Source organism: Pseudomonas sp. BIGb0558 (genome assembly GCF_024807515.1).
Lineage (GTDB): Bacteria > Pseudomonadota > Gammaproteobacteria > Pseudomonadales > Pseudomonadaceae > Aquipseudomonas > Aquipseudomonas yamanorum_A.
In genome coordinates, this window is sequence record NZ_JANUEW010000010.1 from 21,302 (window position 1) to 43,742 (window position 22,441).

Genomic DNA, 22,441 nt, shown 5'->3' on the forward strand with positions numbered 1-22,441 from the left:
GCAATTTGCAATGTGTGGTGACCCTTCTGAAATATCATTCTGCTCTCTAAGCCCCGCCCCTTGCCGCGCCCGAGCCCTCTCAAGAGGCTTCGCCTGGTAGGCTGGTACCTTTCCTTCAGTTCGACATAGTGCCATCACATGGTTGCTGCGGACTAGTGAGGCATTACGCTTGCGAGAGCCCCTGGCCATTCTCTGATCGTTTCCAGACCTTCGGATAGGACCTGCACTCGCTCGACCAACAGTTCATCCTCCCCTCAATGGCGGTCGTGTTCATCGAGAAGATCGAGAGCTTGATCAGCGTGCACGACAGCAGATCAGCCACGAATTGGGACATAACCGTATCGATGTGGTGAGTGCCTACAGCGGAGGTCGGCGATGACATCCAAGTTCGACATAGCGCTGTTTCTGCGCCCCGTGCTCAAAGGTACACATGCCACGCGGCAGCGGCACATCAGGCAAGCAGAAAGGATGCACGAGGTGATTCGTGAGCGCAGGGGTTGCGCGACTCACTGGTCTGGGAAAGAAAAGCACGTGAGATGGTTTCTGGAGCATTACCTGCGATGCTCAGCCCCGGCTACCGTCGTCGACTACGAGTTAACACCAGGGTTGATCCGCCGCAGAAAGGCAAAAGTCGCGGTTGCCTGATAGATCTTTAAGCGTGAGCCCCTGAGTATGGGCATGCGCAGCCTTCCCATACTCAGGGGCTTGGCTGAAGAGGCGCAGGCATACCCGAGATCTAGCGACCGTAGTCACTCCTCTCTCCCTGCTACACGACACGGATCGTAGCCGGTGTCGCGCACCTTTTGGATGCTCAGCGAATTGGTACGACGTTGCGGTCCCTGGTATGACTAGTGGACGAAACTGGCCTAAAGATTTCTGGCCCGTAGCGATTTACAACAAGAACGGTAATCTCTATTTCATTGGTATGTAGTCGTCGGCCTGTGCGGCTGGCGGCTATTAGCCAATCATGCCGGGATTTTATCTGCGTGATCAGTCATGCAGGTTCTCTCGTAAGGCGATGGTTTTCAGGGGCAAGTTTGAGTGCACAACAAGCAGGCAGTTTTCCCACCCAGGGGAAGGCATTGAGTTCAAGGCGCTGCCGCACCGTGCGGGTGTACTCCGGGTCCCAGGTGGACTCGCGAATACTCAACCACTGCGTGGCGACCGACTCAAAGGTGTGCTGGCGGTCGAGCTGGCTGACTATCTGGCCATGCGTCTTTGCAGCGAAGGGTCTTGTCCGCCGGCAAGCTGAACACGAGCGTCATCACGTTTGCGACGAGCCTTCTGCAGGCCGACCTCTGAGGAAACGCCAAGAGCCAGGCGTTTTTCCTTTCCCAGAAAGCGGTACTTCAAGCGCCAGTAACGGCCTCCGTTGGGCTGCACTTCCAGGTACAAACCCTGTTCGTCGTACAGCTGATAGGGGTTGTCCTGAGGCTTGGCGTTGCGGCAGTTGGTGTCTTTCAGGGGCATTGGGGGGCACATCCTCTCCGAGCGAGCTGATGAGCGTTTTATGCCCCCATATATGTCCCCGTCAACCGTGGGATGCCCTGGGATTAGGTGGGAAAACGCGGGCAAGAAAAAAGCCGTAAAGCTTTGATTTCTCTAGGCTTTACGGCTTTTCTGGGTCTTCCTGGGAAGACTAAATGGTGGGCCGGGGTAATCTGAACGTGTCTCTCAACTATTTGATTTAAAACTAAATTATCGGTTTGAAAATTTTTGTGGAATACCATTTGGAATACCGATTTTAATCCCCACAACTGTTTAGGGTGAAACCTAGGATTCTGTTGATTGGTCTTGTTGAGTATATAGTCGACGACCTGAATTGGCCCCACGTCAGCCCCCATTAGAAATGCTCGATGCTCGATGCTCGATGCTCGAGACCAGAGCAGACCTTCGTTGCGCATAGCAGGGGGCGTGGCACTGAAAATTGCGCCATCAGCCATCAGCCATCAGCCATCAGCTATCAGATGTGTCATACCTACGCCGCGGTAGCGCATATCCATTTTCATTCCAGTTCTAGCAGAAAAAACCTTCCACCTAACAGGAAAGTGACTTCCGTCAACATTTTTGGCTATGACCGTTATAGATGAGGCCGTATTCGCTTTATTCCTAGCACTTCCTATCAGCAGCAACGGGAAGGAAAGCTCACGCAGGAGCGGCTCCAAGATAGAGCGCTGAGCCAATACGCTTCAGAATGAACACGTTGGTGCAAGGAGCGGGCGCTTGGGAAGCGCCTATTTTGGTGTCTGGGGGGATGCTGTAACGTGATGACGCAAATGTAGATGCCCAAGCACGTAGGCTGAGTCATGGTGGGTACACCATTTTTGACGCTGAATTGTTCAAATTGCAAACGATCTGAACGAGAGACGGGCGGCTGTCCCTTGCACCCCTTGTTAACGGCGCCACCGTTAGACCATTATCAACCACACTTAGCTATAAATGGAGGGCTTTGGTACGGAAGCTCCCCATCTGCCTGCTGAAAAATGAAGCATGAGCTTTGGATTGTGAGGTGGGTTTGGTTCAGCTTAAGAGCAGGTGATCCCAGCTTCTGTATTTATGGGCTCTCAGAACGACGTTATTCGCAAGTGGTTTTTTCACAGATGCATATTTTTTAAAAATAACTAGTGGGTTTTTATATGAGCCAAAGGAACGCAGCCGTAGCAGATCGAAAGGGAACGTCGAGCGTTACAGGCCAAGCAGGCGTGGGTTTTCGAGTAGCTGCTCGTACGCTTATACACTTGGGGCGTGAGCTGATTAGTTCAGATGAGATCGCAATTAACGAATTAATTAAAAATGCGTTTGATGCCGGTTCTGAAAAAGTTGGTGTGCGAATTATTTGCCCGATTTCTACCGTAGATTTGAAACAAATTATAAATGATCTCCTTGATGGGGCTATAGCATTTCCAGAGCGGCGGGACGAGGTTCTCGATGAGTTGGTGTCTTTGTCGGAGCTCACTGAATTGGGAAGTGAGACCGTCGCTCATTTACAGAGTAAATTGGATGAGCTACAACAAGCTAAAACTCTGGAAAACTTCGTCAGTTTATTAGAAGAGATTAACTTTATTGAGGTCTCAGACGCAGGGTGCGGAATACAGAAGAAGAATATATATTCTGTGTTTCTCACCGTGGGGACTGATTATAAGGTTAGGGAGCATACTCCAGAGGGTGTGGACGCATATTTGGGTAACAAAGGCATCGGGCGTCTTTCCATGATGAGATTGGGGGAAAGGGCCCAAGTTACAACGTGGACTGCTTCAGGTGAAGCTACCCTAATCGATTTTGATTGGAGAGCGTTCCAAAATGAAGACGCTCAGGTAAGTGATATTCCGGTGAGTGTGTCGGATGTTAATATTACCTCATCTACTGAATCAGGAACTGTTGTCCGTGTTTATGCGTTAAATAGTGAATGGTCACAAAGCCGGGTCGAAGAAGAAGGTTTAAAAACTTTCATCCGGCGGTTGAGAAATCCATTTAATAAAGGTAAGAAATTTAAAATAAGATTGACAGTAAACGATAATATTCCGATACCTTTTTCGCCACTATCCGATGAGATAAAAAAACTCGCAGATCAGCATTTAACTTTAACGTTTACTTCTGGTGATGTAGAAGACGAAAGTGACGCTCTGATCACTATAAAGATAAGAAGCTCTTTAGATGGCTCTTTAGAGGACACGCAAGTACGTAGCGCGGGCTCCGTATGTAAAAAATTTGGTGTTAAGTTAAGAGATCTTTTATCAATTGGCCCTTTCTCAATAAATATTCTCCGTTTGAATCGGAGGATTTTAAAAGAAAAGGTTAAGCAAAACTGGGTGAGTGTTAGGCGGGAGCTCGATACATGGTCAGGAGGTATAGCTATTTACCGCGATGGGTTTCGTGTAGGATTTACTGGGTCGGAACAAGATGGTGATTGGTTAGGTTTGGATCATAAAGCGATCCGCGGTGGCGGTTATATAGTTAACAGAATTCAAGTTATTGGAGCTCTTGAGATAACACACGACCACAATAGAGGGTTGGTTGACCTTACAAATCGTGAAGGTTTGGTAGATACTCCAGAAGCGCGCTTGTTAAAAGAATTGTTGCTTGAGTTCGCAATAAATCCGCTCCGATCTCTTGTAGAGGAACAAGATGAAAAGCTAAAAAGTGCTGCCTTAGAGCGATTGGTGAACGATGGTACCTCCACTTTAAACGACAGGCTTGCCCTAGCGAAGCGAGACGTGTCGCAGCTTAAAGCAAATGTACCCAAGGATCTAAAATCTTCAGTTAATTCTTTGGATGAACATTTACATTTTATTAGTACGCAAGTAAAGAAGTTTGAAAATGCAATAGAAAAAGTTTCGGAAGGCCGAGAGGATATATTGGAGTTAGCAGGTATAGGGAATGTCATGCATGGAGTTATGCATGAGCTAACGAGAACTACTGCACAAACTCGCAAGTTAATGGTTGAGCTAGCCCAAGACGCCGATGGGCAAACCAAGGATATGTTAAATAAACTTGAAGGCGAAATCAAGGCAATCAACACGAGACTTAAGCAGTTGGATCCTCTTATGCCGGGGGCTCGGCACTCTAAAGCTGATATAGATGTAGTTAAGCTAAGTAGAACGGTGTTGGCTGGTTATGCTTCGCGATTTGAACGGCATAACATCGAGGCAAGTATCACAGTTGACGGTTCGCATAAATCAACGTCTGTGAAGGTTAGAATGGTGCCTGGGTTTTTAAGTTTAGCCCTAGAGAATATTATTAGCAACGCAGTGTATTGGGTGGGGCAGCGAAAGGATCCAGATGTCACTGGTCGTATTGATATAGAAATAGATTCAAGGGCAAGTACTGTGTCGGTCACCGATAATGGTACTGGGGTGGATTACGCTGATCGGGAACGTATATTCCAACCAGGTTTTAGTCTGAGAGAGAAAGGTAAAGGCTATGGGTTGTATTTGGCTCGTGAAGTAGCCGAGTATCATGGAGGGAAACTATTTCTCGACCCTGATTCGGATAAGGATGGGCATTTGCATACATTTACTCTTGAGCTTCCAAGGATTTAGGTTATGACTGTAGCACAACTTCTCAGAGAAACTGGCGTGACACGGATACTGCTAGTTGATGACGACCTTGACATGACAGTCACCCTAAAGGGGCTTCAAGAACACGCTGTTGGTGTGAATATAGAGGAAATGCTATCCGATGACGAGCATGATATTACCGAAAAACTTATTGAAGAGCTAGAACGTCATGGTCTACCGAGTAATACAGTGTCCGATCGCGTTGCAGGGTTGCGCGTAGATGCAGTAAGAAACGCGGCTGATGAGTTACTGCAGAAGACTTACGCTGCTGTTCTCGAGCAGCGTGAAGGGTTTAATAAACCGCTGGTACAAATTAAAAGTTGGGTCACTGGGAAGGGTATAGCTCTAGACGAGTGGAGCGCGCCAAAGGTTGAAGAGTTCCCTGAGCGTTATGATTTATTGATCATTGATTTTTACCTTGAGCAAGATAGTTTTGAGGCGACAATTAAGCTTATCAATAAAGTTAAAGCGATGCATCAGGAGCAAGAAAATCCATTGCTGGTCATCCTAATGTCATCCAACGTTGCTGGCTTGCAAGCTGAGTTCGAACATGTTCGAAATCAATGTCGGATGTCTGCCTCACGGTTTCGAATTTTGGCAAAGCCGGTTCAAACTAACCTGGATAGCCATGTTAAAGCGAAATGGGAAAGGGCACTTACACAGCTTGCTCGAGAGAGAAAGATAGTTAAACCAATTGAGGAGTTTATTGACTCTTGGAAACGAACTTTAAATCAGGCTTGCGAAAAAGTTGTTGAGCGTCTCTATGACCTAGATGCCAGCGCTTTTGCTATGTTGTCAGCTACTGCTGATAAAGATTCTATGAAAATAGAGGAGTATACAGCTGACATACTGTCGCGGCGTATAAGTGCTGAAACTGAAGAGGCTGGGTTTCCATTTGAAGAGATAATAAAACTGCAAACGGCTTTAGCAGAAACTCCCGAGGTAGGGCCGATGCTTGATCAGGGGGTAGAAGTGCGAAGTGCTCAGCACGGAATCCGGAGCCTCATGTGCGATATCATCTGGCATAGAGAGCCCTGGTGGCTTCCTAAGAGTGACGCTCCGGCTTATCCCCAGGCGATCGGTGAAGATGAGCAAGGACAAGTAGATAGGGAGGCGCATAATCATAAGCCTCAGGCTATTTTAACGGAGCGCCTGGTTTGGATGAAACGGTACCTCCGGTTCGGTACGTTGGTGAAACGAAGATCCGACGGACAAATATTTATAAATTTAACCCAAGCTTGTGATATCCAATCAGTTAGGTTGTCTGAAACTGAAGATGTTCATTATCTATTTATGCGCGGTAATCAACTAAGTGTCGATGCCGTGGGTAGTGGAGAGAAGGTAGTAGACTCCTCCTATTATTGCACCACAGTAGATTCGGATGAATTTTATACAGTTCAATGGAATCTGCGTCGCCCATATACGCCATCCATGAGTGAAGTGCTTGAGCATTTAGAAGATTATCAGTTGATAGGGCAGCTAAGGAATGAGTCTGCTTATGGCGTACTAACAAAATATACTTCTCAAGCGTCTCGAGTTGCGCACATACGGATGCCTAAGGTTTATCGCTATAGTGCAAAAATTTATAAAAAATCTGCGCAAAATAATTATGCTAGGTTAGACACCTTAGAAATGGACGCTAGTGTTTGGCAACGTGATGATAAATATTGGAAGGTACAGCTGTCCGTCGAATTCGCTCAATCTATGTTGCAGTATTTTGAAGGTCTTACAGTTGACCAAAAAGATACCGTTGCTGGCGGGCTTGCTACCGGAGTTAAAGTTGAGAGTGCAAAGGATTGGTTGCCATGCAAAGTTATCTTGCCAGGAAAGGTAATTCTTGCTCGATTAGAAGCTAAGACGGTTGTTAATGAGCAGGATGTCATAGCGTTGATGCAGAAAAGCGAGGCTCTTAAAGGTCTTGATGACGGGTTTTTCGTTGTGTTCTGTTGCCCGTAAGGTTTTGGTTGGGAGAAGTAGTTTGCCCGTGGCAAACTACTTCTCTCGATTTACTTATGACACACTAAACAAGATCCTCCCCCTTCGTCGACGCCATATAAATCATCAATATCTATGAGTGCTATTCTTTCGGGGCGCAAGGGGTTAACCACTTTCCTGCTTTGCTCTCGGGCTTTTCTTTCTAAAAAATCTGCTTCAATTTGCGCGATGCGCGCTGGACGTTCCAGTTCTTCGAGAGGCTCTCCTTTAGTCCATGTGAATGGCGACCCATTATCAAGTGCATTTTTCTCGTATTGTTTAGCCTCTTCAAAGGCCTCCGGATGTTGTCGTTTTAAATTGACCCATTCTATTTTTTGCTGAAAAAAGCAGAAAGTGCACCCACTTCGCGATCTCCATTCGTAGTACTTAGGCAAGCCAAGGCCGGAGGAGTCCAACATATCGATCACGCCCTGCTTGTCGATGGAGGCCTCTCGGAAGGGGTATTCAACGGTTAAGCCTTTTTGAGTTGGGGCATACCCTTGTCGATAGTCTTCGTCAGCTCTAATCGCGACATAGCTGATTATCTGTTCCCCTCGAGTTAGAAAGGGAGTCAACCACTGGCGGAAGGGAAGGAGCTTCAGCTGTCTAGTGCACCATCTGGTGCTTGGTGATGGTAAAAAATTTCCGTATTCGCGCAACCAGAAATCAAAATCCCTATCTGGATTTAACCGCAGAATTGCCTTTCCTAAAAATCCTTCTAAGCGATTTAAGAATTCATATACTTCAGGAAGCTCCTTGCCTGTGTCAGTGAAGAAGTATTCAATATCCAGTTCGGGTCTAGTAAGTCGCATATAAACCGCAAGCGCAGCGCTGTCACGCCCCCCTGACAGCCCAAGAACATGCCTATGCACCGTAATTTCACTCAACGTCGTTTGAGACGCCGCTTCTAAATTTTTTGGTAATAACGAACTACTCATTATTGTTGCTCCTGGATACGTCTTCCATCTCTACTAAGAGAGTACCTGCTTGGGCAAGCGCTGCTAGGACCACTTCACGGCGTACTCCCTGAGCGCTGAGCATTATCAACTCCGAGAGTTCTCTAATATGGGTTGTATCTTCAGGTGAAATATCGAAAGACTCAGTTACGGTTTTTCCTGATTCACCAGTCCCAAATACCACTGCTATTGCATTTCTCGTTGGGGGGCGACCTTGGATAGAGCTGACGGTTTCGATCTGACGAAAGCGCAGAGCCCATTCGGCGAGCTGAATAAGAGCCGCATTTATATCTCTATCGTTCCAATCGCGAGGGGATTTATTTAGTGAGAGGCTCAGGAGCCCTTCAATAGACTTTGTATCGCTGGTAATGGTAGAAAGGTGTAATGCAAATGCTTCTAGTTGTAAATTGCCTGATATACCCGATACCGTTTTTGATCTCTCATGTAACATCTTTATCGCTTGATCATTTTCCATTGATGCGTCTAAAGACGATAATGTGCGTCGAACGACATCATTAATCATTTTAGGGTATGCATCAAAAAGCTCAGCCAGAGCTTTAGTAAGCTCCTTCAGATAACCTGAGGAGTCAGTCGTTTTTAGCAAGAGCGGTAGGTCTACAAAGAGAACCTTATGTGGGTCACTGGCTTTTATTAAGGTGTCTCGAACAAGCTTCGTTTTCGAGCTAAGGTTGGCGGTTCGATATGTCCACTGTGGTAGCTCAAAAACAATAGATACTAATTTTCTTGCAATCTGTAGTGGGTCCGCTTGGGTAGGCGTCCCTAGATACTTGAGATGCTTCGAGATTCCACGAAGGATTTCGAGTTTGAATTCGTCAATTGCAACATTTTTGAACGTGAATCTATCTGCACTTTGTAGCATTTCGTCAATATTTACTTCTGTAACCTCAGATAGAAACATCCCGTCCTTATACATCGCCATCCGGTGTTTGTTTGCCAAATAAAAGGCAAACCATAAAACCGGTAATACGCCAGGTCGTATGCCGAAGTTTGGGCCTTGCCAAATTTCGTACAATGTTGGTAGCGATGTGGTGCTCTGGTCGGACGAAATAAGCTTTTCAGCTACAGCCCAAAAGCCTTTAAAACTGTTTGCTCTCTTGGCTGCGGGATTGTCCTCTGTAGGTGGACGAAACCCAAATCGTGGTGGTGAGCCAAGTACTGGCTTCTCCACTAAACCATGTATGCCGCTAGCTTCCAATATATTGTGATAAAGGCCGGCCTCCGCTGGATAACCCTCAAAGCCAAGACGCTCTTTGCTTTCGTGACGAAGCATTGAGTACATGAGATCTCTTCTAGCTTTAGCCCCGTTCGAAGATGGAGTATCTCGATTTATCAATTCACTAAATATTTGTGGACTCAGTGAGAAAAGGTTGTCGGCTAGCTGTGAAGTAATTTGAGCGAGTGATAAGGTCTTATCGCTTTCAGCGGGCTGTTTAATAGAAAGTCTGTCGCAGTTTAACCATTTAATATTAACTAGGGCATCTCGCAACTGATCTTGTAGTCGAGTGCGAACGTCGGTTATACGGATGATTAGTTCTCTGCGAGCGACTGAGTCGTTCTCAAGTTCCGACGTGGTCCGTCGAATTTTTTCGTATGCTACTAATTCGCGACCAAGTTCGCGAATGTTCTCGCCGTTTACAGCCACTCCTACGAGTATAGGTGAAGTGACGCTCCTGTCCGCCTGTAGTCTTATGGACTCAACGGTTTGTTGAATATTCTTGTTTCTCGCGGGCAGTACGATGCAAAAAGATCCAAAAGCGCTACTTGAGGCGTTATTTTTTCCTCTTTTCTTATCTGTCGCTATAGAGTTAGTATTTTGATTGTAGATGTTATTTGGATGCGCAAGGTAGGGCAACATCCAGCGAAGATTCCCGGTCTCGCAGTAATGTCGTTTAGCAAGTATAGGTTGGAGTTTCACCAGTTCAGAGAGTTGCTTGAGATCGGGTTCTTCAATGGATGCTAGCTCTTTATCTAGCGCGGAATCGAGGTCGAAATCACTTCCTTCAGTCAAGGCCCAAGATGCCTGGTGCCTCTTGTAAATAACAATTGCCCAACGCTGTAAATCTTTAAGCGCTAATTGTAGCTGATCTACGGATACCTGCTTTCCGGAACTATCATGCAGGCAAGTTAAAAGAGTTCCTTCGTCTGCTAATAACCCGGATCCTGAACGGAAAAGCTCAATCAATGCTATTGTTTTGACAATCTTGACGTGCAACTCGTCGTCCCGTTGTTTGGCCTCTGTACGCTCTACAGCGTCAACCCCCTGCGCCCAGCGATGACCATCTGGTGAGGCCATAATGCTGGGCTCTAGATTAATGCGTAAGTAGTCCCAATAGTCGGCTGGAGTGTATGTGATCTTTTTATTCAGTGCCGTTGTATTGAGAAACTCTCGGAAACTACGAGGTTCAACAGACGCAAGGAAACCGAACGCACTTCTTTCATTCTGCCCAAATCTGCGTCTTGAAGCTGGGCCAAGCAATGCGGCTGTAATTGGATGGAGAGGCCAGCAGCGGTCCAGGCTTTCGGCGAATGTACTACTCAGGCCAGGACGCCTGTGACGAATGGCTGCTGCTATTTGATTTGCGATAATCAAAGATTCAGGATGTTCATGCGATGTGTGGATTGCTTTTCCCGTGAGCTCTACCATTTCGTCAGAGGCGGCAACTAATGGGATATCAATGTATCTACCTTGAATTTTGCGCCACTCATCTCTAAGTTCAGAGTTAAGTCGGTTCGCATATTGATCAAAAGATTGGTGAAGGATTCCGACGATGACAATTTTTTCTTTGCTTCTGGAAGCTGTGTCATACAGTTCTTGGAAGAAATATATATCATCTCCGTCGTTAGCTGAAGCTTCGAGGAATTTCCCTAACTCATCGATAACCAACAGTACCCCGTTGCCAGGTCTCTTCTCCGCTTGTTCTGAAAGTGTTTGTAGTACTGCGATTGTTCTAGTTCGGGTTGAACCTTTTGTTTGTTCAAGGATATTCGTGCGTGCATGGTTGTCCAAACATCTTGCAAGTTCATCAACGATGCTGCCTCGAAATCCTACAATTGGAAGTACCAGCCAACCTTCTTTTGTAGTTGCAAACGCTTTTGAAATATCCGTTTCGCAGCTTTTGCTTTCCTTAATGCCTAGTAAGTCATAGGCGGTATTTCTTAGCTTTTTATTAGGTGTGACTAGACTGCATAATGCTAATGCTAGTGATGATTTTCCTCCGCCAAAAGGACCTGTCCACGTAAACGCACGCTGAGAGCTATTTATTATTTGTTTTGCTGTTCCATCAAGAACATTACGAGCTGTCCCCTGGCAAATGTAACCTTTTAAGGCTTCCGGATTACCATAGTCCTGATCAAGAGTTACTGCTCGTTGGAACTGCCTGGTTAATGTAACTACGCCTGCGAGATTCTGAGTGATCTCTGCTGAAGGCTCTTTTTTTGAATTCACGGTATGAATTGACGTAGTATCCACAGTCGTTTTTTTTGGGGTGTGTATTTTTTTAGCTGTGGACGACTTACTCATAAGCTAGCTCCAGGGCAGTTCTTAGTTCCATAGGAGATTTACGTAGCACTTGACGTAAACCAGCGGTGTCATCCCACTGATACTGTTTGTTTGTAATTGTTTCTAGATTCATCAGTTTTTCGGCAACTGAGTCTTCATCAAGCTTAAAAACTCTTCCAGGAGAACCTATTTCATAAGCTATTGTTTCAAAAGATAATGAGCCTTGATCTGGAGAGAACTCATTCCAAAATTCGATAAGGGCGTATAGAAACGCACCGTCGGTGAGGGTTGATTTGTTGCCTCTGCGTAATGAGAACTCATCTCTGCTTTGAGATGAAATGAGTCCAAGCTCACTGAGCATCGAATCCGCATGTTCATCAACTGAAGTACCCTCAGCTCGATCCGAGTAGCACCGAATGAAGACTTCAATATCTCGCTTTAACGTGGCAGGAGAAATAGTTATACCGCGCTCGTGTGCAAATTCTGAAAGGGACTTAATCAGGGCTTGAGAGGTAAAGCTTTGCTCGTGGATGTGATTGAAAGCCCAAAACCAAGTGGAGCTACGGTGAGTTCTTCTTTCTGGCATTCCCCAGCCACCTGCCAGTTTCCAGTGCGCCAACCACATGGTAGTTGCGTGCTCACAGTATGGGTCGAGCCCGTTCCTATCGAATATCTGATTGCCAAATGCGGTCGCAATCATTTCACCATTTTTGTCGGACAATACGTCACAAGCAATCGCCCAATGCTTGATCGCGCTTACCATATTTTTCCCAACGCCTAGCGTCACGATGGCGTACGGATCCGCGAAGATGTTCTTGGAGCGATCTCCCCGTTTCGACGTTGGTGCGAATTGGGAGCTGTCCTTTACTGCGTCATATGCTTTTTTGAGCCAAAGCTGCCGCAAGGCGAAGGTTTCGTGACCCGAAAAAAGGGGGCGATAGTTTTCAGAAAAAAGCAGTCCGCGCATATCAAACCATAGCTGGCGTAGATCGCCAGCGCAAAAGGTGGGTGACTGGCGAGGTCATCCAGTCGGTTGCTTGGTAGTATAAGAGAGGGGTGAAGCAGGTACTAGGGGTTTCACTCGCCTCCAAAAAAGCAGCAGGTCGGCAGAGATTCGCCAAGAAGCATTCCTGCCTGTGGGGGGCTTTCCTTGAGGGAGATGAAGTGGCGGAGCGTAGGGCCTGACAATTTTTGAGCTTGTGTGCAGAAGAGGAAGGCGTGTTTGGATCACACTTAATTACCCTGTTACTCAGGAATATTTTGATATACCCGTACGGAATGTTATTGGATGTGCGGCTTGTCGAGGAGTGCCTTTGTTGGCCGTATGACTCTACACATTTGATAAGTTATCCGCTGAATATTGCTCTGCTCTGATGATGTTGTAGTGGATCTACGAAATGCGGTTTGATTCGTTCGAGACGCTTGTTTAAAGGCCGCTATTAGCACTTGAGATTTAGTATTATAGGTCTCGAAGAATTTTTAGTTTCTCGGCTATATATATTCCTTTTTCTGACTCCATTTGAATTAATATTTCTAATATTTTGGCGCGTTTTAGCTCATGTGTAGCAGCTAGTTTGTCAAGAATGTTAATGCTCTTGTCAGAGAGGAGGAAGTTATACTGCTTCTTTCCAGTGTTTTTTTCTCTGTATTTGTTTTGGCTCCAGCGTTTTTTTATTGAATCTACACAGATAGTTTTTTCGGCTTCTCTAAAGTTTGTCAAATCAAAAAAAATTAGTAATTCTTGGTAGTTATTAAAAGGTTCTTTATATGCGGTTAAGAAGGGAGTTTTTTTGCTTATTAGTTCCCATGCCAGTTGGTATTTTTCGCTTTCTTCTGGGTTGATGAACCATCGAAAAATGTAGTCTGATTGTTTATGTTGATTCCATAGGTTGCTAATATTTATTATTTCATTTGCCTTTTGCATTAACTCTATTGCCCATATGTCTATTGTCGCAATCACCAGCTCCCTACCGGTTAAGTTTTGCAATAAGTTATGGCTATGAAATCCGGCCCTTTCTGATACTCGCTGGAGTACCCATTTTAGTTGTCTCGTATCATCGGTGATCCATTGTAAGCTGGCGTCGGTCAGGAAAAGTGCGTTCTTTTGTTGTTCAATATTTATCTTTAACCATGGAGTTTCAGTAATGAAGGCGGCCATCCGGTTTCTAACGCCAGAGCTTTCAAGTTCGCCAAAATTTACTTGTGGGTACTGGAGTCTCAAATTTATCCATAACCATACGGTTAGACGACGATCCACTTCGATCTCATTTAGTACCTTTGAGAGTGAATCATTCCAGTTCGTGGTCATTTATTGGATATCCATTTTTTGTGATTGATGATTTTTAGTCTTTAACTCTAGTAGATTTATAGATTAAATGATGTTGATTTGTCTACGTTTTTCTGAGGTTTTTTCTGGGTTTTCTAGTGTTTTTATTGTAGTACGCTCGCGCCCCGGTGCTCACTTTTCGCTTGAGCATCCGTGGGAGCTTCGACTCGAGGAGTTTTTTACTGAGTCCTGCTTACGCGGGGGGGTGATGGAGGCACCTTTATATTAGGTCAAATCTCTCTAAAAAGTGCTCACTCCTAGGCCAGTTCTGCCCAACGTCGGTCCCTGCCACCTTCCAATTGGCATATGTTTGATCAGGGTTAACTCTTGAATGATCTTGATTAAATAAAAGTGTTTTATTTGTAAATTCAGATTGGTATTTCTTTGTTTTGTAGAGTTTAGGCCTGCTTGCTGATGTTTGGGCTGGTCGTGTGAGCCTTTGGCTTGTTCGTTAGCTGTCATCCGATGTGAAAAATTACGTAGCTCCCTTATCCATTGAATGGATATGAGGGTTGAGTTTTGAAAATTATTCGTCTTAAACAAGTTTGTGAAGTGACTGGATTGGCTCGCTCTACCGTGTACAAGTTCATTGGGGAAGGAATATTTCCTAAGCCAGTTCCTTTAGGGGATCGTTGCGTCGGTTGGCTGGAGAGTGAAGTTTACGATTGGATACTAAGCAAAATCCAAGAGCGGGACCAGTTGGAGAAGAAGGGTGCTTGAGATGCTGCTACGTTTGGCGCTGAAGTCTTGATTGGCTCGGTTCTAGTTAACGCCATGAAGAAACTTCTTCATGGTGTTTTTCCGGAGTTGTTATTGTCGCTGGATACTTGTGTCTTAACAGGAAATACGAATGCTTTTATCTGGTATTGCGTGGATGGGGTTTTCGGTATTGGTACTATGCTTATACAGTATCTCTATTGTGAGTTTGGCTTGTCTGTACTGGTTAGGTGTAGGAGGTGTGTCGGAGGGAAGATAGGCGCTCTAAGCAGAGCAGTATTGTGCTCTGCATTCTTAGGTGTAAGTAAAAATGTACTAGTGGGCCTGACTATATGAAACTAAATACTCGGGGCTCCATCATGGCTAGATATCCAGGCAACACGAACTTAACCCTTCATTGCGAAGGTTCTTATCAAGGCTTGACCGTGCAAGTGGATAAGGGACCTTTCATCCAAGAGTACCTAAACCGTCTTCATCAGACGGTATCTCGAGCGCTTAATCAGTACCCTCGTGTGTTCGCATTCAGGTTTGACCTGCGGCTACCAGCTAACAGTCAATTGCCCGATTACGCTTTCACGAACGAAGTTATTGACCGCTTCATCGAATCCTTTAAAGCCAAAATCAAGCACAATCGCCAAATGGCGAAACTTGTGAATAAGTACGCACACGACACCAAGGTGCGTTACGTCTGGGCTAGGGAACAAGGGCAGCACGCGCGACCACATCATCACTTTGCGATCTTGCTGAACTACGATGCATTCAATGCGCTGGGTAAGCTCGAATCAGGCAGAGACAACATGTTTAATCGCTTGGAAGGAGCGTGGGCAAGTGCTTTAGGACTATCAGTAGAAGCCGTCAGGGGGTTGGTCGAGATTCCACAAAATCCTTACTATCACTTGTATCGCGACGAGATAGCCGGACAGGCAGCCTTCTTCCATCGTGCGAGCTACCTGTGTAAGTCGAGCACGAAGGTTTTTGGGGATGGTTCCCATGGTTTCGGGTGCAGCAGAACCTGAGCACAACGCTGAATCACGACAAAAAAAATAGAAGGACACCGTGCCGACGACCACCCTGGCAGTGCCAAAGGCGGTCCATCGGACGGTGTGTACATTGGAGTTAAAGGTAACCTCGTTCAGCCAGCGATACGCAGCCTTCATGACCTACAACGATGTGATCCAACGTCTGGGTGCCAATCATGCTGAGGGCGTTCTTGAGCGCCTGGGTTAGCGTGCGATCAGCTTGGCTGGGTTCAGGGTCGCCGGATGGATGGTTATGTACCAAAATCACCGCTGCCGCATTGTGCTCCAACGCAATCTTGACCACTTCTCGCGGGTAGACTCTGGCGCCATCCAGTGTGCCTCTGAATAGCTCCCTGAAGGCAATCACTCGATGTTTGCTGTCGAGCAGTAGTAGCGCAAAGACCTCGTGCTCGTGGTACTGCAGCAGTGTTTGCAGGTGGCTGAAAACCTGCTTTGGCTCCGTTAATGCCCGGCCTTTAGACAGACGGCTCATCGCCAATTGTTGTGCCATCTGCAGTATGTCAGCCTCGGTAACCGGGGATTCCATGACATAGGTACCGATTGTTTCACCGGCTATCAGCTTGTGATATTTCATTCGGGTATTCCTGAGCGAATAGGGAAGAACGCAGAAGAGTTGATGGCTACTGAACCGAAGACCTGCTTTTGTGCTGCGAGGCTCGCGATTCCAGCTTCTGGGCAAGTGAGCGTTTGGCAGGCGCTGCCGGTGGAGGGGGGTTGAGTTCTATACGGCTGGGCTGATCTTCAATGACAGGGAAGAACTCCTCGACGATGGCACCGGTGTCCTCCACGGTGTCCTCAAAGGCCCCATTGTTAAAACCCTGCCGTGCCGCTTGATCCAAGGCGCTCTGATCAAAGCCTGCGGCTTGACGGGCTTCCTCCAATTGCTTGGCTGCGATTAAGGCATCCTCCATGCCCAGACCACTGCGTACCGTGATGTCTACGTAGAAAATCGGTGCACCGTGGCTTTGGCGAGTGGACTTACCGCGAAGACGCAACTCCAGCGGCAGGCAGGCCAGTCGATCGCCGGAGATGGCTTGCAGATAGTGCAGTCGCGCTGCCAGGGTGCGGATGCTGTTGTAGCCTGTGGTGCGAAAGACAAAGCTGCCAAGTGGATCGTCATCGCCAATCACAACGTTGAGCCGGCCGTAAGGTTTGCAGGCATTGCCTTGAGCCAGTGAACAGCCATCCGGAGAAGGGCAGGGCAACGACTGAATACCATCCTTGGTCAGACGCTTGCAGGTCTCACCATTGCCGACGCACAGCGGCCGGCCGGTGTTACGGTCGAACAGGCTGTAGTCAGCCCGAAAGTTGAGGTCCGGCTCGTTGAACAGCAGCCGGATCGGAATGCTGCGCAGCTTGCCGTCCTTACCGTTGCGCAGTTCTTCGTTAAGGGGATGCAGCAACCAGCCGTCACGGTTCTGTACTTGGGAGGTGAGGGTGAATTGATCGTCTTTTTCTGGCAGACGCTTACCGTTCTTTTCGACGACCTTGCCGATGGAGATTCGGCCTAAAACCGGGGGTGTGATGGCTAAACCTTTGAGCATGGGAGTTCTCCTGACACTGAAATAAAAACGCCACCGAGACCGCACGAGCGACCAGGGTGGCATTGAAGGGAAAGGGCACGGGGATAAGGGAGGAGCGAACGATCGTTTAAGCCAGCAGAAAACGTCGACTACCGGCTTTGGTGGTCGAGTAGCGAACTTGCAGATGAGGCTTTTCTTTTAGCAGGCGGGGGATATCCAGAGCCAAGCTGTCTTTGGCTTTCTTCCACGTGATGCTGCCGGTTGCGAAGGTCGCCCGACTGGCATCGTCTATGGCCTGTTGCAGCGTTTGCTTAAGTTGAGCTTCCTGCGCCTCCTGTAGAGCAATCGACTTGCGCACGTTCTGCAGCTCGGTAAAGGCCGTGCAGAGCAGTGTGTCTTGGCTAAAGTCTAGGGTTTGTCCATTGTCGTGCGGATACAGACAGCGCAAAGCTTGCTCCGCTGAGGCCGAACCGTCTGCCGGCGGTGGGGTGTCACTGACGACGTAATCCCAGAAGAGCCGTTCCAGGTCAATCAGCCGGGCTATCAGTGACTCATCGCGTTCAATGCGATGGATTTCCAGATGCTGACCTCCGAGCAGTACCGCCACATCCGCCGCCTGCTTGCCAGTCACGGCCAGCTGGTGAATGACCTGCAACTGCACATACTCGGGCACGCCTTCTTTCCAGAGACGTGCGCCGTTTATGCCGGCGGTTTTGCATTCGAGAATCTGCACTTCTGACGCACCGATAACCTCACGGTCGATATTGGCCAGCATCCAGGCCAATTTGGGATCAGGATGCTGCAGAACCGCATTGACCCGGCGGACCCGATGACCGCTGCGCCGGGTGTAATGGGATGCGACAATCGGCTCCAGGATGTTGCCCCAGTACGCGGGGCTTTCCTCATCCTGCGGATCGAGCATGGTTAGTAAGGTGTCACGCCCGGTTTTTTCCATCCACAGTTCCAGCTGTGATTTATAAGGGTTCAGGCCCACAGCGGCGGCGGCATCTGAACTGCCGATGCCTTGCTTGCGCACGGTCAACCAGTCCTCACGCGGCAGTTGTTTGGTGCCGACCAAGCGTAAGGCAGGACTGGGTTTAGTTCTGAGATGTAGTAGGGATTGAGAGCTCATAATCATTTCCTTGAGGCATAAAAACGCCCAACCAGCACGAAGCTGATCAGGCGTTTAGGGAGTGGAAGAACAGAATGGGGAAGGGGTTTATGAGGACAGTGAAAACTAGGCCTAAGCTGCAAGTTGTAGCGCCGCCTCCAGCGCCCGTTGCTTGAGCTGTGCTCCTTGCCCGAACCAGGCAGAGTCCATACGGTACTCGATGCTTCTCGCACGGCGTTCGTGGTCGACGTACTCCGTCACGGCGTTGAGCAGGCCCCAGGCGGTTCCTTGAGCTGACTCCAGGGTTGATCCGCGGCCCTGGCCTTCATATAGACCTTGCACCTTGCGTAGCGCCCGCTCGTTGGGAAGTACTGCCGGTAGTGGCATGTTCGGATTGGCATCACACAGCACGTTCATGAAGAATCCCATGGCTTCATGCCACTGAACTTTGCGTTCAGATAGCATTCGCATCCGGTGCATGAAGTTGTCCCATTGCGAGACGGCGATACCGAGTTGCTTTTTAACTGCCTGTGGATCGAAACGCGTGCTGTGCGGCACCTTGATCGCTTTGGCCGAACCGTCCAGCGCAATAGTCAACGTGTTATTGCAAACTACCCGCACAGTTGTAGGTGTGGCCGTGGTAGCCAAGGTACCGTCACAGGAGGTGGCCAGCAGGAGATAACCATTGACCTGATCGTTGCCTCTCAAGGTCGTACCTTGGCCAGTGCGGGCCAGCGCCCAAAACTTGCGACCGCCTTTGAGTACGCCGGCCGTTTCCAGCTCGAAGCCCGATACTTCAGTGAGGTCCCGATAGAACTCCAAGACCTCGCGCGGCTGCACGACCTGGTAGCGCTGAGAAACCACGGACAACGGGGCCTTAGTATCGGAGCGGTAGAGAACCTTCTGGTCAGGGAAGGTGTGAATTGAGCCAAGTGCACCGATGCTATCGGATTTGAAATGCACCGGGCTGTCCTGGATCTTCCAGTCCATACCCGCTTCGCGCTGCCAGATTTCGATGGGTTGTTTCGGAGAAAGACGACTACCCAGACCGTGCCAGGGAGTTGCGCCAACATAAGCCATTTGTTCAATGAGATGAGCCATGGGAATAGGTCCTTTCACAAAAGGGGCGCCCCTGTTTGCATGAGAAACAGGGGCTGACTCGATGAGTTAGCGATTAGCGCTGAAGCTGTAACCGCACTCTAGGCATTGATAGTTATTCAGTACCTTGTCATCGATCTGTTCACCGAGCGTGGCCCCGGCGATACCGCCAGCGACCCCTCCAAACAACCCCCCTAAAATCGCCCCAGCGACGCTCCCGATTGCGATGCCTATTGGGCCTCCGACGACACCTAAAACAGCTCCAGCTTCGGCGCCGGACAGAGCGCCAGCTGTACCACTGGCGGCGCCGCCTGCGGCACCGATCAAACCGCCTGCTTGTTTCCCAATATTTTTCGTGACGATGCGTCCAGAGTTACAACTTGGGCAAGGGCTATACATACGCAGATCCTCTCAAATGATGAGCGTGCTAAGCGAAGTGCAGGCACGCCAAAATCCCAACTGCAGTCGATACAGGTGGGCGTTCATAGAGGTGATATAGGTCTGAAATATTTTTGATTATCCACGGGCGCACAGCCAATGGCCATACAGAATGGACGGTGGAAAGGCACTGGGCTGACCTACGTGGCCTGGCAAGATCAGCAGTTGACCAGTGCGACACTCGAGCCGGAGGGAGTATGAGGCAAAGCTGAACGGAGTAAGTGCGGAGATGAGCTTGAATGTACTTGCCTACAACTTGAAACGGGTCATGAAAATCATCGGTACCCATCACTGATGAGGGCGCTAACGGCGTAAAAACCGGCGTGTTTTTACGTCTCCCGATGATCTGGCGCGTTGCTGGGGCGGTTTAGCTCATCAGGAAGGGAAATCGTGCCTTGATCAGACTACGGAGCCGGACAGCCACTCAGTCTTGAAAATCAAAACGGGATCTAGAGTTTTTACACACTCTGGGCCGATTGCTGCCTGTTGTGATCGCATTGGGATTTTCGGTTTCGGACGTAGTAACGTCTTGAACAGACGAACCACTGTCCAGTTCGGGCGGAGAAGCAAGTCCCGCCAGCCAGTCTTCGGTCTGATGCAGTTGTCCGATGACGGCAAAAACTGCAGACCAAAAATCCCAACATCGCTCGAAAATATTTGCTTTAAATGTTGCCCGACAACGAAGAAATTTCTGAAGTCAGCTCGTCGACAATCATGTTCCGCAACCAGCGAATAGCATGATCCGTGTTGGACCGGCGATGCCAAAATAGTCGAATCGTCCGTAAGGGAAGGACCATTGGAACGTCAACAATCTGTAGGTCCCAATGCGCGTTAAAAACGTCCGCAAGTTGGCCGGGTACTACGGATATGAACTCTCCCGTTTCAAGCATCATGGGCGCGTGGAGAAAGCTGGGAATTTCCATGGTGTTGGCAGACGTATGTCCACGCTCGGCTAGCTCTTGACTGATGATTTCATGAACGCGTGACGGCGATTTGACGACCAGCTGTGGCGCTTGTGCAAATTGCGCCAGCGTCATTTTTTCATGGCAGAAAGTACTTCCCTTGGCTGCCAGGCATACGTAGTGGCGTTCATAAAGCCGTCGTTGAAACACCGTCGATCTGTGGCATTCAAAGGGACCTAGCGCTAAATCTGTGCTTCCCCGCTCAAGCGCATCTTCAACAACCTCTGTCGACAATGTCGTGAGTTTGAATTGAATGTTGGGCGCTTCCGTGCGCACTCGTTTGATGATGCGCGCGCCCAGTACGAAACAGCCTACCTCCGAAAGGCCCAGGGTAATGCTCCGGGTGGACTCTGCAGGGTTGAAGCTTTCGCTGCTCATCAACTCATCGCGAACCTGATCCAACACGAGCGACACAGTCGCCTTTAGTTCCAGCGCTCGTGTCGTAGGGCGCATGCCGCGGCCCGTGCGTACTAGCAGGTCATCTCCCAGCAAAACTCTAAGACGACCGAGCGCGGCACTGACTGCCGATTGGCTCATGTCCAAATCATCCGCCGCGCGAGAAACGTTTTGGTGGATCAGCAAGGCTTCCAGTACGGGAAGAAGGTTGAGGTCGAATTTTCTGATATCTACCATGTCGATTTTGCTTATCCGTTATACGCGCTGGATCGATACTCACACACTCTGTAGATTTCGGTCAATGCAGTGGGGCGGTCTTTGGGCAAGGCCGATTCTGGGCTCAAACAACAACAAGCTCTGCTGTCACCGCTCACATCATTTAAAGGTTCAGCTCATGGAACTCAAGATCGACACTCATCACCATATTGTCCCGCCTGATTACGCAAAGTGGTTGGATTCGCGCGGGATAACAGCCGGTGGGTTGCCTATCCCAGTGTGGTCAGCCGAGGGCAGCCTGGATCTGATGGAGTCGCAAGGAACCTCCTGCTCCATTCTGTCGGTCTCCACGCCGGGTGTTCACCTAGGAAACGATCAAGAAGCCCGCGCGCAAGCTCGGGAGGTGAATGAGTACGCCGCCAGCGTCATCAGAACCTACCCTGGGAAATTCGGTTTTTTCGCCACGTTGACTTTACCGGATGTTGAAGGCGCGATTGCTGAAGCGGCTTATGCGTTCGATAAGCTGGGCGCCGATGGCGTCATCCTGCTGGCTAACGTAGGCGGCCGCTACCTGGGCGAGGCCGCATTCGAGCCGTTGATGGAGGAGTTGAATCGTCGGAGCAGTGTGGTGTTCATCCACCCCAGTGAACTGCCATGCGAGCCGGTAGAAGGTATTCCGCCCTATGTGGCCGACTTCCTCTTGGATACAACCCGAGCGGCAATCAACATCGCCAAAGCGGGCTGGCTAGAGCGCTATCCAAACATTTCGTTCGTGCTGTCTCACGGCGGAGGCTTTCTCCCATTCGCTGCCCAGCGAATCGCTCGGGCGGTATCGGATGGCGGCCCGGATGACGTGGGGATCGAGCGGCTCAGAAAGTTCTATTTCGACACCGCGCTGGCCAGCAGCCCGTTTGCCCTTGCCGCCTTGTTGGAGTTTGCGAAGCCGGAACGAGTTTTCTTCGGCAGTGACTGGCCATATGCGCCTAAAGCCAGGTCCATGAACTTCTTGAGCCTCCTTGAAAACTACGCCATGGACGATGCGACGCGCCGCCGTATTTACCGTGAAAACGCTGCGCAGTTGTTCAAAAAAAGAGCCGGCTAAAGCGT

General features: G+C 48.7%; 18 protein-coding genes and 1 pseudogene. 7 read left to right on the forward strand and 12 right to left on the reverse strand.

Annotation, left to right across the window (positions count from 1 at the left end; genetic code table 11):
- Window positions 1-250 precede the first annotated feature (250 nt).
- Both M2400_RS14410 and M2400_RS14415 read left to right on the forward strand, forming a co-directional pair.
- A pseudogene (locus M2400_RS14410) lies at window positions 251-379 on the forward strand (integrase); the annotation flags it as partial.
- On the forward strand, window positions 376-645 hold the full coding sequence (locus M2400_RS14415; protein ID WP_259196420.1) for a hypothetical protein: 270 nt from the start codon (window positions 376-378) through the stop codon (window positions 643-645). The pseudogene M2400_RS14410 and the gene M2400_RS14415, both read left to right, overlap by 4 nt.
- Before the next feature lie 349 nt (window positions 646-994).
- Here M2400_RS14415 and M2400_RS33590 read toward each other — a convergent pair whose 3' ends face one another.
- Window positions 995-1,150, reverse strand: a complete 156-nt coding sequence (locus M2400_RS33590) for a hypothetical protein (protein ID WP_405046185.1) — start codon at window positions 1,148-1,150, stop codon at window positions 995-997.
- Window positions 1,151-1,200: 50 nt separating this feature from the next.
- Window positions 1,201-1,470, reverse strand: coding sequence for an Arm DNA-binding domain-containing protein (locus M2400_RS14420; protein ID WP_259196422.1), 270 nt, complete (start codon window positions 1,468-1,470; stop codon window positions 1,201-1,203).
- A 1,166-nt stretch (window positions 1,471-2,636) separates the two neighbouring features.
- On the opposite strand from M2400_RS14420, the gene M2400_RS14425 reads away from it, so the two are divergent.
- Window positions 2,637-5,039 (forward strand): HAMP domain-containing sensor histidine kinase, encoded by a 2,403-nt coding sequence (locus M2400_RS14425; RefSeq protein WP_259196424.1) that lies wholly within the window; start codon window positions 2,637-2,639, stop codon window positions 5,037-5,039.
- A gap of 3 nt (window positions 5,040-5,042) precedes the next feature.
- Window positions 5,043-7,013, forward strand: a complete 1,971-nt coding sequence (locus M2400_RS14430; protein ID WP_259196426.1) for a hypothetical protein — start codon at window positions 5,043-5,045, stop codon at window positions 7,011-7,013.
- A 50-nt stretch (window positions 7,014-7,063) separates the two neighbouring features.
- Here M2400_RS14430 and M2400_RS14435 read toward each other — a convergent pair whose 3' ends face one another.
- The 4 genes from M2400_RS14435 to M2400_RS14450 form a co-directional block, all read right to left on the reverse strand.
- A complete protein-coding gene (locus M2400_RS14435) occupies window positions 7,064-7,969 on the reverse strand; it encodes a phosphoadenosine phosphosulfate reductase family protein (RefSeq protein WP_259196427.1) in 906 nt (301 codons plus the stop codon).
- On the reverse strand, window positions 7,962-11,528 hold the full coding sequence (locus tag M2400_RS14440; protein ID WP_259196429.1) for an ATP-binding protein: 3,567 nt from the start codon (window positions 11,526-11,528) through the stop codon (window positions 7,962-7,964). Before M2400_RS14440 ends, M2400_RS14435 begins: the two co-directional genes overlap by 8 nt.
- Entirely contained in the window at window positions 11,521-12,474 is a 954-nt protein-coding gene (locus M2400_RS14445) for a DUF4007 family protein (protein ID WP_259196431.1), read from the reverse strand. Before M2400_RS14445 ends, M2400_RS14440 begins: the two co-directional genes overlap by 8 nt.
- Window positions 12,475-12,966: 492 nt before the next feature.
- Window positions 12,967-13,815, reverse strand: a complete 849-nt coding sequence (locus M2400_RS14450; RefSeq protein ID WP_259196432.1) for a hypothetical protein — start codon at window positions 13,813-13,815, stop codon at window positions 12,967-12,969.
- Window positions 13,816-14,352: 537 nt separating this feature from the next.
- Between M2400_RS14450 and M2400_RS14455 the strand changes: the two genes are divergently transcribed.
- Together M2400_RS14455 and M2400_RS14460 are read left to right on the forward strand one after the other, a co-directional pair.
- Window positions 14,353-14,553, forward strand: a complete 201-nt coding sequence (locus M2400_RS14455; RefSeq protein ID WP_259196435.1) for an AlpA family transcriptional regulator — start codon at window positions 14,353-14,355, stop codon at window positions 14,551-14,553.
- Between the two features lie 356 nt (window positions 14,554-14,909).
- Window positions 14,910-15,566: an inovirus Gp2 family protein gene (locus M2400_RS14460; protein ID WP_259196576.1), complete on the forward strand. Its 657-nt coding sequence runs from the start codon at window positions 14,910-14,912 to the stop codon at window positions 15,564-15,566.
- Window positions 15,567-15,666: 100 nt separating this feature from the next.
- Here the strand turns inward: M2400_RS14460 and radC are convergent, their stop codons facing one another.
- From radC to M2400_RS14490, 6 genes are all read right to left on the reverse strand, one after another.
- Complete coding sequence (radC, locus tag M2400_RS14465; protein WP_016973819.1) at window positions 15,667-16,164, reverse strand: DNA repair protein RadC; 498 nt, start codon at window positions 16,162-16,164, stop codon at window positions 15,667-15,669.
- 46 nt (window positions 16,165-16,210) lie between these two features.
- Complete coding sequence (locus tag M2400_RS14470; RefSeq protein ID WP_259196439.1) at window positions 16,211-17,134, reverse strand: hydrolase or metal-binding protein; 924 nt, start codon at window positions 17,132-17,134, stop codon at window positions 16,211-16,213.
- Between the two features lie 106 nt (window positions 17,135-17,240).
- Window positions 17,241-18,245 (reverse strand): YqaJ viral recombinase family protein, encoded by a 1,005-nt coding sequence (locus tag M2400_RS14475; protein WP_259196441.1) that lies wholly within the window; start codon window positions 18,243-18,245, stop codon window positions 17,241-17,243.
- 111 nt (window positions 18,246-18,356) lie between these two features.
- Window positions 18,357-19,325 carry a DUF932 domain-containing protein gene (locus M2400_RS14480; RefSeq protein WP_259196442.1) on the reverse strand — a complete coding sequence of 323 codons (969 nt, stop codon included), beginning with the start codon at window positions 19,323-19,325 and terminating at the stop codon, window positions 18,357-18,359.
- A 66-nt stretch (window positions 19,326-19,391) separates the two neighbouring features.
- Window positions 19,392-19,721, reverse strand: a complete 330-nt coding sequence (locus M2400_RS14485) for a hypothetical protein (RefSeq protein ID WP_259196444.1) — start codon at window positions 19,719-19,721, stop codon at window positions 19,392-19,394.
- 701 nt (window positions 19,722-20,422) lie between these two features.
- On the reverse strand, window positions 20,423-21,355 hold the full coding sequence (locus tag M2400_RS14490; protein ID WP_259196446.1) for a LysR family transcriptional regulator: 933 nt from the start codon (window positions 21,353-21,355) through the stop codon (window positions 20,423-20,425).
- A gap of 157 nt (window positions 21,356-21,512) precedes the next feature.
- On the opposite strand from M2400_RS14490, the gene M2400_RS14495 reads away from it, so the two are divergent.
- Window positions 21,513-22,436, forward strand: coding sequence for an amidohydrolase family protein (locus tag M2400_RS14495; RefSeq protein WP_259196448.1), 924 nt, complete (start codon window positions 21,513-21,515; stop codon window positions 22,434-22,436).
- Window positions 22,437-22,441: the final 5 nt, after the last annotated feature.